The organism is Dyadobacter sp. UC 10 (genome assembly GCF_008369915.1).
In the GTDB taxonomy this organism is placed as follows: Bacteria; Bacteroidota; Bacteroidia; order Cytophagales; family Spirosomataceae; genus Dyadobacter.
The window spans coordinates 328,625-341,466 of the sequence record NZ_VSRN01000001.1 but is presented as its reverse complement, the minus strand read 5'-3'; the positions used below and the strand labels follow the sequence as shown (position 1 = coordinate 341,466).

Annotated in this window: 12 protein-coding genes; all 12 read right to left on the bottom strand. The window is 38.5% G+C overall.

All coding sequences use genetic code 11. The features are described from left to right. Window positions 1-1,146 (bottom strand): glycosyltransferase, encoded by a 1,146-nt coding sequence (locus tag FXO21_RS01210; protein WP_149638385.1) that lies wholly within the window; start codon window positions 1,144-1,146, stop codon window positions 1-3. 1 nt (window position 1,147) lies between these two features. Next, the gene (locus FXO21_RS01205; protein ID WP_225865521.1) at window positions 1,148-1,507 is read right to left on the bottom strand and encodes a serine O-acetyltransferase; all 360 of its coding nucleotides are present in this window, start codon (window positions 1,505-1,507) and stop codon (window positions 1,148-1,150) included. 144 nt (window positions 1,508-1,651) lie between these two features. Continuing rightward, window positions 1,652-2,593 (bottom strand): glycosyltransferase family protein, encoded by a 942-nt coding sequence (locus tag FXO21_RS01200; RefSeq protein ID WP_225865520.1) that lies wholly within the window; start codon window positions 2,591-2,593, stop codon window positions 1,652-1,654. Window positions 2,594-2,656: 63 nt separating this feature from the next. After that, entirely contained in the window at window positions 2,657-3,835 is a 1,179-nt protein-coding gene (locus FXO21_RS01195) for an O-antigen ligase family protein (RefSeq protein ID WP_192579140.1), read from the bottom strand. A 131-nt stretch (window positions 3,836-3,966) separates the two neighbouring features. Further along, window positions 3,967-4,827: a glycosyltransferase family 2 protein gene (locus FXO21_RS01190; RefSeq protein WP_192579139.1), complete on the bottom strand. Its 861-nt coding sequence runs from the start codon at window positions 4,825-4,827 to the stop codon at window positions 3,967-3,969. A gap of 281 nt (window positions 4,828-5,108) precedes the next feature. Further along, window positions 5,109-6,062, bottom strand: a complete 954-nt coding sequence (locus FXO21_RS01185; protein ID WP_149638381.1) for a glycosyltransferase family 2 protein — start codon at window positions 6,060-6,062, stop codon at window positions 5,109-5,111. Window positions 6,063-6,079: 17 nt separating this feature from the next. Then, entirely contained in the window at window positions 6,080-6,964 is an 885-nt protein-coding gene (locus FXO21_RS01180; protein ID WP_149638380.1) for a glycosyltransferase, read from the bottom strand. Between the two features lie 37 nt (window positions 6,965-7,001). Further along, on the bottom strand, window positions 7,002-7,907 hold the full coding sequence (locus tag FXO21_RS01175) for a glycosyltransferase family 2 protein (protein WP_149638379.1): 906 nt from the start codon (window positions 7,905-7,907) through the stop codon (window positions 7,002-7,004). A 37-nt stretch (window positions 7,908-7,944) separates the two neighbouring features. Further along, window positions 7,945-9,081: a polysaccharide pyruvyl transferase family protein gene (locus tag FXO21_RS01170; protein ID WP_149638378.1), complete on the bottom strand. Its 1,137-nt coding sequence runs from the start codon at window positions 9,079-9,081 to the stop codon at window positions 7,945-7,947. A gap of 11 nt (window positions 9,082-9,092) precedes the next feature. Beyond that, entirely contained in the window at window positions 9,093-10,163 is a 1,071-nt protein-coding gene (locus FXO21_RS01165; protein WP_225865519.1) for a nitroreductase family protein, read from the bottom strand. A gap of 9 nt (window positions 10,164-10,172) precedes the next feature. Next, window positions 10,173-11,618 (bottom strand): lipopolysaccharide biosynthesis protein, encoded by a 1,446-nt coding sequence (locus FXO21_RS01160; RefSeq protein ID WP_149638377.1) that lies wholly within the window; start codon window positions 11,616-11,618, stop codon window positions 10,173-10,175. Window positions 11,619-11,848: 230 nt separating this feature from the next. Further along, complete coding sequence (locus FXO21_RS01155; RefSeq protein WP_149638376.1) at window positions 11,849-12,835, bottom strand: hypothetical protein; 987 nt, start codon at window positions 12,833-12,835, stop codon at window positions 11,849-11,851. Window positions 12,836-12,842: the final 7 nt, after the last annotated feature.

Here is a 12,842-nt window from a genome sequence, read left to right as displayed (position 1 = left end):
TTAGAAAGAATTGTAAATTTCAAGCAATTTTCGCCGATTTATTTCCGGTGTGTAAAGTGCTTCATAAGAATCAAGCGCATTTTTACTTATTACAGCCTTCTCTTCGTTTCCAAGATCATTCCATCGTTTGATGGTTTTGCACAAATCACCGCTATCGTTTGGTTTGAAATGCATTCCATTCGTTCCATCCTGAATCATAGTGGACATCGCTCCGAGATTACTGGCCAGCACCGGTGTACCTGTTGAAAATGCCTCAATGATTGTCATGGGCATACCCTCGAACCAGATGGAAGGGAAAATCAACGCAGAGCATTTGCTTATTTCGGAGAGAACCTCTTCTTTCGTGAGCGATCCCATGTAGCTGATATTGCGACAACGACTGCAGAAGTCTTGAACCAAATTTTCTAAAGGGCCAGTTCCGGCGATTTTCAAGTACGATCCGGTTTGTTCGAAGGCGGTTAACATAGCTACTATTCCTTTTTCTTCTGTAAGACGACCGACGAACATGAAATGCGGCAGCCGTGGGCCTTTTGCCACAGTGGATGGTGGACCTGAATTGGGTTTAACAATCAGTTTGTCAGGGTTTATTTTTAAGCTTGATTCCAGAAATAGATTTCGTGCAGCATCGGTCAATAGAATATATTTATCGACCAAATCCCATGTACCCATTTGTTTATGGAACCATGTTACAAATGCTAACCAGAAAGTTTGCAAAACTGAATTCCTGTATACTCCTTTAAATACTGCCTTCCATGGAAAGTCGCTTTTTACACTATCGAGAAATAGTGAGCCATCATGAAGTAAAATTCCAGAGGGGCAGATAAGTCTGAAATTATGTAGCGTCACAACAACCTTTTTGTTGGCTTTCTTTGCCAAATAAATGATAATAGGACCGAGAGCATAATGCAGATTATGAATATGGACTACATCTGGATTGTGAGATCTAAGTTCGTTCTTAAAACGGGTTCCGACGGAGCTATTCCATATTGAAAAAAAAAATAGCACAGCTCCTTTGAGGCCGCCGGCGTTCTGTCCAGTAAAAGAACGGATATCCACATTCGATTTCAGCAAGGCGTTCTCCTGATCAAAAACGAAGTCCTCGCCTCCTTTCTGCTGATAAAAAGTATGTACTGTAAGAATTTTCAAATCATAGCTGTTTAATAACTCGGCCCGGATTTCCTACCACCACAACGTTGTCAGGGACGTCTTTCACAATAACTGACCCCGCGCCGATTTTTACGTTGTTACCTATTCGAACTGGCCCAATAATACATACATTGGATCCTATGTCAACATTTTTTCCAATGACAGGAGAAGTAGAAAAAGAACCATCAGAATTCTCCTTGTTACCGATTGTTGTGCAATGCCTTATCGTGCAATTTTCACCAATTACGGAGGAGTCGTTGATGACCAGTGCGTGTCCATGAAATAAAGTTAGACCTGGTCCTATCGAGGTTTTGTATGGTATTTCTATACACAGGAACCATTCGACGAATATCCTGTGCATAATCAGGTGAGGTAAAAGTAGAATAAATGCGATCTTGTTAAGCTTTCCTAAACTGGCCAATCTAAACGAAACCATCACAAGTCTACCTTTGATGTTTCGCTGATTTCGTGGCCAATCGCAAAATAGATATTTGAGGAACATAAACTAGCCAAAAATCTTGTTAAGCAGAAAGTAATAAAGGCGTGTCAACTTCGAATATTTTGCTGTGAAAGTCCGAATTAATGCCTTGTCTTCGAATACAAATTCCGGTAAAGCGAACTCAAATTTTGGCGACCTTTCCAAGGTAGTTTTATATTTATTAAATTTTTGATTAGTGTGCGTTGCCTCTACCCCGAAACCTAAATTGTCAACTTTACTTGAAACCGGATATACTGTATACGTTTGCTTTTTAAATTGGTGATAGTTGCATCTTATAGCCCAGGAATTAATTTGACCATTCATTTGCCTTTTCAATGAATCTGAGAGGTCGCTTCCCAGTTCATCGAATTTTTTTTGCTGGGTGGTGGAATTCATAAATAAGTCGTAGTCTTTCACTGACCAATCAATTTCTTCCCATCGATCTTTCCAAATCGCCCAGCCCCACGAACAATGACGTTTGGTGAAAAAAATATCAAAATCATAGCTGCCTTTTATCTTCATATCGAAGATGAAGCCTGATATCGAGAAAACATCCGGGTTGTTTTCGTAAAAATCGAGACTTTTATTCATAAACGTAAGAAAATTTGAAGCTAATAACAGGTCGTCTTCAAGGACAATAACTTTCCCGAATTTGCTTATCACTTTCGAAACACCGGATATAATAGAATTAGCCAGGCCGAGGTTTTTGGCTGCTTCAATGATATTTACCTCCTTGAATCCTGAGATTTGCCTTATATATGCCCTGACCTTCGCCACACCTGATTCATTCTGTGCATTTTTTGCTGCGTCTGAAAATATGAAGATCGTGCTTTCGCTTGCAAGAGGATTTTTAAGTAATGAGTCAACAGTTAATTTTAGCGTATCAAGCCTATTGTAGACGAATAATAATATTGGGGCCATCAGTTTATCTTTGAATTTTAACTTTTGTGCATTGTTAAATACCGGCAATGCATTTTCTCGTTATGCTGGTCGAAGCCTCAAAATTCCTTCATTTGCATATTTAACGCGTCATTAAATATTAACTAAATCTCTCTTATGAGTTATTTCATTTTTCCTTTTAGATAAATATGAGTTAAATCTAAAGTTAAACAGGTATCCGGCAAAAAAGAGAAAAAACCATGTTTGTTGCTGAAACATGATTGCAGAATTTGTAAGGCTCGCAACTAAGAAAATCAAGGTATTTACAAAAAATAAATAGAGTACTGGGTGAACAACAATACGAGTGGTGCGTTCCTTTATTATCGTTGAATAGTTATCGGTAATAAGGAAAAATCGTTTAGCAAACAACCATAGGATAACAAAAAATGACGACAGCCCTACAAAGCCTGTTGCAATAAGCAGAAAGATGTAGCCATTATGTGCATTATGTGAAGCATTGGTTTCAAGATTTCCGACAGTCAATGTAGCGTCAGCATTCAAACCCATTCCGAATAATTGATCATAAGTAGTTGCAGCCTGGTATTTACTGATCAATACGTTCCAGATCTGATTTCTTCCTTGAAGATTAGCATCGTTATAGACATTACCCGTGGATATCTCAATTTTCAGAATATTGTCATCTCCAATTGAATTTAAAATTATAACAAGCGATATAAAACCGACAATTCCAATTGGAACTAGATACAAAATTTTTCTCTTAATATTGATGAAAAGCCTTTCTCCATATAGCCAGCAACCAATGACAATAAAAATAGTAAGTATGTGAATTCTGGCGTTAGTAAGATAAACGAGGTAGGCAGCAAATACTATCGACATAATTTTGAGCCAAATATTCATTTGATCACTTGCTAAAACAAAGGCTAAAAAGACCACAAGAGCCAATGCCATATCTGTTTTGAAATAGTATAAACCGGAAAAAGTCGTTATAGTACCCCATCTCTGGTAGGCGTAGGGAGTAAATGACAGGATCATGTTGAACACGATAAACGCACAGCTAACTTTTGCAATTGTGAAAATCAGTTTGCTCGGATTCTTATCATAAATTGCCCCGTAGTAAAATATTACAAACGAAAGTATAATTTTAAATAAAATAATACCTGTTTCTGATGTTGGGTTACGGTAAAAGCTTAATAATAAAATTAATGAGAAAAACCCAATCGCGAATAATGGAGTTAATACATATTTACCAATTTTAGCGCGATTTTGTATCGTTAAAACTACTATCAATACCAAAAGAGCGAAGTTGGTCAAAATATTAATTGGTTTAATATTCCAAAAAATATCCGATAAGAATCTTAGTATAAATATCATGTTGTTGTTTTATGTAGAATATCGGGGCTTAGCCGAGGTACAGAACAATCGTACGAATAACCCTGCAACCATTATTGCGTTCTAAGTTTTCTCAATTGTGAAAACATAATTCGTGAATAATCAAACAAAAAATATAATAGAGGAATTCTCCCGTTTCGAAATGCCCAGTTGCGCCTTAAAGTGAAATTATTGGGAGAGCGGATTGAGTTAAAAAAGTCGTTCCAGTATCGCCAGTCTTTCTTTATATGCACATTTGATAAGCCTGTTGCGGATACATGACTGTACACCGCTGATTTAACATTGACCAGAAGTTTATAACCACGTTGTGCAGCTCTATAAGATAAATCTTCGTCGGCCATATAATGAGGAAATCGGATATCGTCAAAAAAGCCAATTTCCTGAAAGACTTTAGTGGGAATCAGCGTACCGCGCCCGGGAAGCAAACTCGACGGTACCGTTTTATAATTGGATCTGAGTACTTCGTATGACATGTTCAGATCCACAGGTCTGGAATATTTAGCTGTGAGGTTATTCCAGATTGTTCCGCAAAAGACAACTCTATTGCGATTAGCTATGTCTATTGAAACGCTACCAATGAGCGAATGACTATTTTCAGCAGCAGCGTCTGCAAGCGTCTTCATATAATCAGGACCTACAATAAGATCGTTATTTAATGTTAGAATATAATCGGCATCAGTCTGCAGAATATATTTGATTCCTAAATTGGTCGCTGCTGTCCACCACATACTGTCATCACCGGTCAACACGGTGACATCAGGAAATTTCTGAGATATGATGTGTGACGTATTGTCTGTCGATCCGTGGTCAACAACTATAATTTTAAAATCACGATAGGTTTGCCTGGATAAGCTGGCTAGACATTCTAATGTGAACTGGATTCTATTAAAAACAGGAATAACAATGTATATCACTTGATCTCCGGATTTGCCATTACGTTTAACATCAATTCTTATAAAAGCCAGTTCTAAGGCTCACAAACTTACGCTGTCACTGCCAAGACTTGCCATTTATGTCCATAAATCGAATCATAAAACCCATCTAGCCCGTCCCGTATCAAAACGAAGATACGCTTTCTTTTCTACTTTTCAGGCACCGGGAATTGTATATTGTTGCAACATCGAGCTGGGCAATTTTAATGATACCGAACAAAATTCTTGTCACATTTAATCAGAATCTCGTTTCAGGTTGGTCGTCAGTTCGATCTTCCTAACATTTTTTTTATGTAAAATTTAGCAGATTGAGTTATCAGATTAATTATAAAACCTGATTTGAGTAACGCCTGGTAGGCAGGAGGCAGTGTGCTAATCATTTCAAAATGATGCCGTTTTTGATGGTTAATATCAGCATAAGCCCGGAGGCTAAGAAAACTTGGTAACACACTTTTTAAAAAACTGAGTTGAGATACATATGCTAATCCATAGTCACGTGATTTCACATAATGGCTGACCATTTTTTCGTAGTATCTACATATTGATTCTAAGCTGGATTTGCTTGTCCAGTTGCTCATAATTCTATCTGCACCGTTGTGATCGATAAATATAGATAGCGGCTCTGCCATAATTACAACTTTGGGGTTGGTCAAAAGAATACGAAATGTCAAGTCTGAATCCTGGTAACATCTCATGGTAGGGTCGTAGCCGCCAACTGCTTCTACTAGACTTCTCTTGTAAATCCAACTCTGGGTACTTCCCTTGAGCTTTTTCTTTATATAGTCTTTCATCATGTTTATTGATGAAACTGGGGGAAGATAGGTTTTTCCGCCAATCTCATTAATATAGTATCCGCACGCACAGCAATCGCTTTGAGTTGATTCTAAAATACTCACCTGCTTTCTTACCCTTTCCTTTATCATCAGATCGTCCGAATCGAAAAATATAACAAATTTCCCTCTTGCTTTTTGAAAGCCGAAATTCCGGGCAGTCGGCGCGCCCGAATTCTTTATTTTATAGTAAAATAAGATTTGAGGTAGTTTCTGATCCGTTTTAATGAGATCAGCGACCATTTCTTCAGTATGATCGGTAGAACCATCGTCAACAACTATAATCTCAATTGGACTATAATCCTGATTGATCACGGTCAAAAGAGATTTGTGTAGTCGATCCCGCCTGTTATAGGTTGGAATTATGATTGATACCAGCTCATTCATATCAGGAGACAGAGATTTTAGTTGAGTTTTGTTTTATCGATCATGCTGATCTGTGCTTGTAGCTTCGCATACGCCCTGTTGATCACCAGATATTGTCTCAAAATAAGAACCTTTAGAAGGCTTCCTGGCGGAATTCCTTTTCCATTGTTAAAAACCATCTTTATTTCCCATAATTTTGGAACGAAGGCCTTTGTAAATGAAAATATGGTGGCAAATTTACTTTGACGATGTAGAAAATTAGCCTGTCCATCGCCCACACGTTTTTCCTTTTTCAATAATTCCGTCAAATTATTTCTCGCCGGATGTTTAACCATGACGTCTTCCACATAAGCGATTTTAAATCCATTCTTATTTGCAATAGTTCCCCATTGAAAGTCGCCACCGGACATTAACTTTGAATTGAATAGGCCTACCGCCTTAAAAGTGCTGGCATAAGTGAACATATTGGCAGTTACAGCAGTACCATTGTTTTGGACATAGCCACGTTGGTTGAAGGCAAAAAAATTATCGTAAAGCTCCACTTCGTTAGGTTTGTCCTCGCGATAAAATATTTTTACACTGCCGCCAATCCGTGAAATCTCGGGATGGGTTTGCAGATATTCAACAGCATTACGAACCCAGTTTTGATCTGGTATACAATCTGAATCTGTAAAACCAATAATGCGACCCCGGGCGATCTCAATGGCCGCATTTCGCGCAGCATAAGATCCAGGTTGGGCTACATTGATCAGCTTCGCATTTGTTGGTAGCTCGAAATCACCTGGAGGTAAATCCTGGACATCATTATTGGCTATAATAATTTCAATTTCACCTTTCGGGAAACTCTGCAAAGTCAGGGTATTCAGACATTTAGCTAATCTGTTCCAATCCCGGTATGTGGGAATAACAATAGATACTTCCATTGGATTGATTAATTACAAACCCTTTACTAAGAATGAATTACACTCTAATTTTCGCAAGTGCTCTTTTTACCGTTTTTTCGATATGGAATTGCAAAAAGATGTCTATGGGGATTGAGGAAAGGAATTCTACTTTCTGCAACGATGGGATATCCTTTACAGCCAGCTTATTATTTAGTAGCTCTCGGCTTATATAAGTTAAAATCATTTTATTGCGTTTTTTTGTCAGTTCATTAATACTTGTCAGGAATTCTCTGATTTGCAATCGGAGCTTTACCCGGTTATCAATGATCGATACCAACTTGCTGGAATTTTTGCTCAATGAAATACCACTATCCGCTTTGTATATTATCGTTCGGTTGCTGTCATCAAAGCTTAGCTTACCACCTGCTTTTAGTAACCTGAACAAAAGATCATACTCCTGTGAAGAAGTCAATTCTTCGTTCCATCCACCAAGCTGTTGCAAAAGTGAAGTGCGCCAAATATTTGCACTGGTAATACCGAGATGCGAATTAATCAAAGCAATCCACACATCTTCCCGGTTTATTGGCCGTAAAGTTTTGTACGGCTTTCCATTTCGTTCGCCGACTACTGAGCAATTTCCAATTACGCAATCGACCCGTTTAGCTTCGGCAATTGCTATTTGCCCGTCTAATTTCTCCGGTAACAGTTCATCGTCAGCATCGAGGTATTGTACCCATTTGCCACGCGCTTCTTTTAATCCCCTGTTTCTAGCAGCAGGAGCTCCCGGTTTTATCTCAAATAATGCGCGAATTTTTTCAGGATAAGCTTGCACATAATGGTCTATAATAACCTGCGTCGAATCCTTGGAATTGTTGTTAACAAGCAATAGTTCCCAATATGTATATGTCTGCGACAAGACACTATCAATTGCTCTGGATAGAAAGTGCTCACAGTTATAACAAGGAATAACTATTGATATCATGGCTTGACTGTAATAGTTGAATAGATGATAACAATCGCTATTTTTTTATTGTCTCAAAGACGAGGTCCCACATCTTTTTCGACTTCATTTTTTGCGCTTCACTGGCTGATTTTAGCCGTGCACGGAGTTCTTGATTTATTTTCGAATCTGAAAAATCCTTTATCCGACTGGCTAGCATTTCATAATTTCTCAAATCCTTGATAACCGATTCTTCGAAAGAATAATCCCGGGCAAGCATTTCATACTTATGGGACCAGCTGGTACTAATGCACGGAACTGCCTGACTAAGTGCGCTGACGACACCGTGGAAACGAGAGCAGACTATGAATTTCGCAGTTGAAATAATGCCTTTTATGATAAGTGGATCATCATAAGAAACTATTTCCAGTTTTTCACCCGGATAAGCTGCATTCACATTCGCAGCAATTTCTGAATCTCGTTGTCCTTCGTGAATTAAGAAATAGGGTCTTAAATTGTTGGCTTTTATTAAATCAATTGTCTTGAACAGGAAATTGAAATAGGTGTCCTGATCAACACTTTTTTCAATCATTTTATAGTTGGGGATAATAGCTACCTGACATTTATCACTGTCAAAATCCTTTGGGACAATTCCTGAAATAAGATTTGTGAAGTCAGGTGCTAAATGAATGTTTTTAGATGAACAGGTGTCGATCAGGTATGTCTGAGACTGTGAATCCCTGGCGAAAACCAGTGTTGCATTCTTTATAATCTTGGACATCACGGTTTTGAGCTTTGTGTCGGTAAACGGGCCGAAAGCCTGAGGCAAAAGAATAGTTTTGATTCCGTTGCTGTTCCAGGCTTCAATTGAAGAACCGATACGTTTTTCAGCATATTGAGGTCCCCATTGATCTCCAAATGCAAATCCCGAGCCATCCAGGACAACATTAACTTCTGAAGGAAGTACAAATCCGGCTTTTCTGCGCAAAAACTTTGGGATTAGCATTCCGACTTTGGCCAAGTCGATTTTGAATTTCCTTTTATTTATTTTATGATACATCCCATTTTCAGTAATCTGAAGTGATGTTGCTCGGGTATTGACTTCCATAACGAGTATTGCTGATGGAAACCGTTCTCTTATTTGTGCAATGATCGCTTTCATCATTAATTCGGCGCCCTTATTCACAAATTCGACACCCCTTAATTCAATAATCATATTCGGTATATTTAATTGTAGCGTCTTATTTGACTTAATGGCCTTTTTTCTGAAAATGCCACCATACCTTCCTGATCAGCATATCCCAATCCCAGGCACATAATTGGTCTTTGATGTTTATTAATTTTCAAAAAGTCCTCCATCATTTTTTCTCTGGCTTCTATGTCCGGCCAGTTGATAGCGCAACTACTTAATCCCATAGTTTCTAATGCTAACATTAAAGACATTGCTGCCAGGGAAGCATCTATATAAATAACATGGCGATCTCTCTCATCAAAGTACGCGTCCAGATTTCCTATCAGCACAATCATCACCGGTATGCTATGACCGTAACCCTTTGTACCCATGGGGAATTTGACAACCTTTTCTACCAAATCGGGATCATCAAAGATACGAAATTCAAATGGCTGTCTGTTGCAGGCGCTTGGAGATTGGTTAGCCGCTAAAATTGCTTTGTCAATTAATTCCCGCGCCACGGGTTTGTCGGTAAACCATCTGACGGATCTGCGTTGCTTAGTTAATTTGTAGAATTCATCGAAATTAATGCTACTCCTTTCGGAGTCAAGACGGTAATAGGGAACAGACTTCGTTGAGCAATCGCTTGCAAAGCCATTTTTATGAACTTGTGATTGCGTTTTAGCAAGAAATCGTTGGTGATGGCTGGCAATAAACGGGTCGGACGGATCACCAGAGAAGTATTCACTCAGAACATCGTAAAACCACTTCATTTGCGGGTTATGTACGATTTCCTTCTCATTCCATACACCCTCGAAGCTGTCGATGGTTTCAGAAAGATAGTCCTTGCCAAATACTGCCCGTTTAGGGCGCATAAGAAGACCTTTTTCAATACGATGAGTATTTCTGACCAACAGGAAATAGTTTGCCTTGGTTTTTCGGGCCTCTTCTATGTGTTTTACCTTTCCTGTAAGAGTTGCTCGATGTTCTCTGGCGAACGATGGATCAAATAAAAAGTAATATAGCGATGATAGAAAATTAGACTTGTAACAGAAACGAGGCAGCGTATCCCTAATAAACACTTTTGATAGATAATTGTATTTACCCTTTATCTTATTAATCATCATTGGTAAGATTTAAGTTTTTGAATCAAGATACTGTTGATACTGACGTCTAAGCTGCTCGCCTAGAAGCAGCCATATAACAAAACAATAGCTTACAAAAAGCGCAAATGCGCTAAATAAATAATAGGTTTTTAAAATCTTAAATAGGAAATATGAAACCAGAAAACTAACTGCCGCTGCGAGCCATGGAGCCTTGACAGCCGTAAAGAATTCCAATGTTGATATTTTTATATTTAATAATCTATTGAAGGTATACTGAGCAATGATAACCGCCAGAACCTTGTTTATTAATACAGCCCACGCTGCTCCAACTATGCCGTAGTTGACGATTCCAAAAATAAGAGTAGGAATGAATAGTACCGCCTTAAAAATTTGAAGTTTCAGTTCTAGGTCAGGACGGCCCATTCCACGTATCAGTGCAGTATTGCTGTTCACCATCATGTGAACCATTACTGACAGGCTCAGGATTTGTAGCGGTGCAGTAGAATCGCTCCATTTTGTACCAAAAAAATTTAGGATAAAAGGCTCTCCAAGAACTGCCATAAATACCATTATGGGGTAAATAAAAATGCTATTGTAATTTAGCACCAGTAAATAATAACGTTTCAGTGATTCAGAATCCGATTGTTTCTGACCATAAATAGGATACATCACATTATTAATCACACTCATTAAGCGACTTCTGAATGTGTCAGTAAGTACAAATGCAAATGTATAAGCCCCTAATGCCTGAGCACTTAGTAATTTACCGATGAACAGATAATCGATGTTATTAATCAGGTAATTGACTACGCTGGTTCCGACCGTATAGACGCCGAATCCAAAAACATCTTTGAAAGCATCCGCCTCCCATATAAACTTGGGTCGCCACTTCGTGGCTGCAAAGTAAAGAGGCATTGCAATCACAATAGATGCCACCGAATTGAATGCAAGTGACCAGACTCCCGCACCGCTGAATGCGAGAATGAGAGAAATCGAACCCGCAGCAATATTCGAGGAATTATCGATGAAGGCCATCTTTTTAAAATTCATTTGCTTGGTTAATTGGGCCTTGTGAACCAGATTGATCGGTCCGGAGATAATACCGATACTAAGTACAGGAATTAGCTTAACCAATAGCGGTTCGTTGTAGAATTTTGCCGCGAGCGGCCCAAAAATTAAACAAATAAAAGTGTAGAGGAAAAGAGACCAGCCTATACCGGTCCAAAAAGAAGTATGATAGTGTGCTTCTCGTAAACTGTCATCCTTTTTCTGAATGAGTGCAGCGCCGATTCCTATGTCATTTAAGACCTGAACAAGTCCCGTGAAGACGGTTGCCATTCCTATGAGTCCAAATTGTTCCGGAACAAGCATTTTTGCCAGAACGAGGCGGATAACGAAAGCAAAGGATTGATTAACCACAAGTTGGAGACTATTCCAAAAAACACCACTCACAACAAGTTTTTTCGAAGCCTTCATGAAATACCCAGTCGAAAATTGAAACAACCTCTGATGTTACTTAATGCCTCCCGTTTAATCACGGTAGGCCCGAGAGCAGAATACACAGAGGAAGTAAGTAGTTTAATCAAAAATGGAAGTACCCAGTGATTAACAAATGCTTTCATAGCAAACAGCAAATAATTCTGAAATTCATTCTTTGTAGCATGGTTACGTTATCCATAACATTATCATCGTCCGACTGAATAAATTTACTCTGTCGAATGGGAGGTTACTTTCAGGATTGATGTAGCTTTTTGATCATTACTAATCGCAGACCCGAGTTTTTCGGCAACGATGGATAAGACATGTTTATTGAAGATATCTACTCCTCGCTGATTGAGATGACTAGCGTCCAGGAATTCATGATCAGAAAGAAAAATTCTTTTATTAAAATTATAGTATGTTCCAAACTTTTGGAGAATAGAATCCATTTCGGAATTATTAGTGACAGCACTATATACATCATTTCGCACAGGTGCTTGTATTAACATATATGGGATATTCCTTTTCTTTAAACTAGCAACAATATTCGTTACCGCTTCAAGTTGTTTGCGATCGACTATGTAGCGCTTTGTTCGCTGTTTGCGTTCCTTTTTTACATGATCTTGCGATGTTTCTATGTACCCACCAGCTACATATTTATCCCCGTTAGGTTTAAGTTCGGGTTCTGTTGTTTCTTTTCCCAATCCTTCAAACAGCATATCAAGCAAGAATGCATTATATACCTTGATATTCCTGGAACCTAATGCAAGGCTCGCAGTTTTTATATTTAATGTTTGGTTAGATAAAATATCTATTGTGGATTCAACGCCATCTGATCCGAGCAGCACCGGATAGATATCAAATATCACTAATTGGGGGTTGAACTGATCGATATACTCATTGAATAGAAGTTCAGTTTGAATCGGCGTTTGTGAGCTTGATCCAAGATTAAAGGCCCTCAGTCCATTGAGCCTAAATTTTCTGGTATCATAACCCCTGTATGCATGCGAACTGCCCAAGATTAGAACATCTATGTTTTTTGTGGTATCAGCTTCATTTAAACGAGTGTAAAGATGACCATTGCCACCTGGAACATAAGTAATATTTTTTACATAGGCAGGCGGCAATAGTTGCTGAGATGCAACCAACAGAATCAGGTAAAGTCCAACAGCTAGCGAAATGAATTTGAAGACGTTGCTGAGAAATTTTTTCATATTATGA

Excerpts from the sequence above, each read along its gene's own strand:
- FXO21_RS01205 (WP_225865521.1), bottom strand. The coding sequence starts at position 1,507 with ATGCACAGGATATTCGTCGAATGGTTCCTGTGTATAGAAATACCATAC.
- FXO21_RS01185 (WP_149638381.1), bottom strand. The coding sequence starts at position 6,062 with ATGAATGAGCTGGTATCAATCATAATTCCAACCTATAACAGGCGGGAT.
- FXO21_RS01180 (WP_149638380.1), bottom strand. The coding sequence starts at position 6,964 with ATGGAAGTATCTATTGTTATTCCCACATACCGGGATTGGAACAGATTA.
- FXO21_RS01175 (WP_149638379.1), bottom strand. The coding sequence starts at position 7,907 with ATGATATCAATAGTTATTCCTTGTTATAACTGTGAGCACTTTCTATCC.
- FXO21_RS01170 (WP_149638378.1), bottom strand. The coding sequence starts at position 9,081 with ATGATTATTGAATTAAGGGGTGTCGAATTTGTGAATAAGGGCGCCGAA.
- FXO21_RS01165 (WP_225865519.1), bottom strand. The coding sequence starts at position 10,163 with ATGATGATTAATAAGATAAAGGGTAAATACAATTATCTATCAAAAGTG.
- FXO21_RS01160 (WP_149638377.1), bottom strand. The coding sequence starts at position 11,618 with ATGAAGGCTTCGAAAAAACTTGTTGTGAGTGGTGTTTTTTGGAATAGT.
- FXO21_RS01155 (WP_149638376.1), bottom strand. The coding sequence starts at position 12,835 with ATGAAAAAATTTCTCAGCAACGTCTTCAAATTCATTTCGCTAGCTGTT.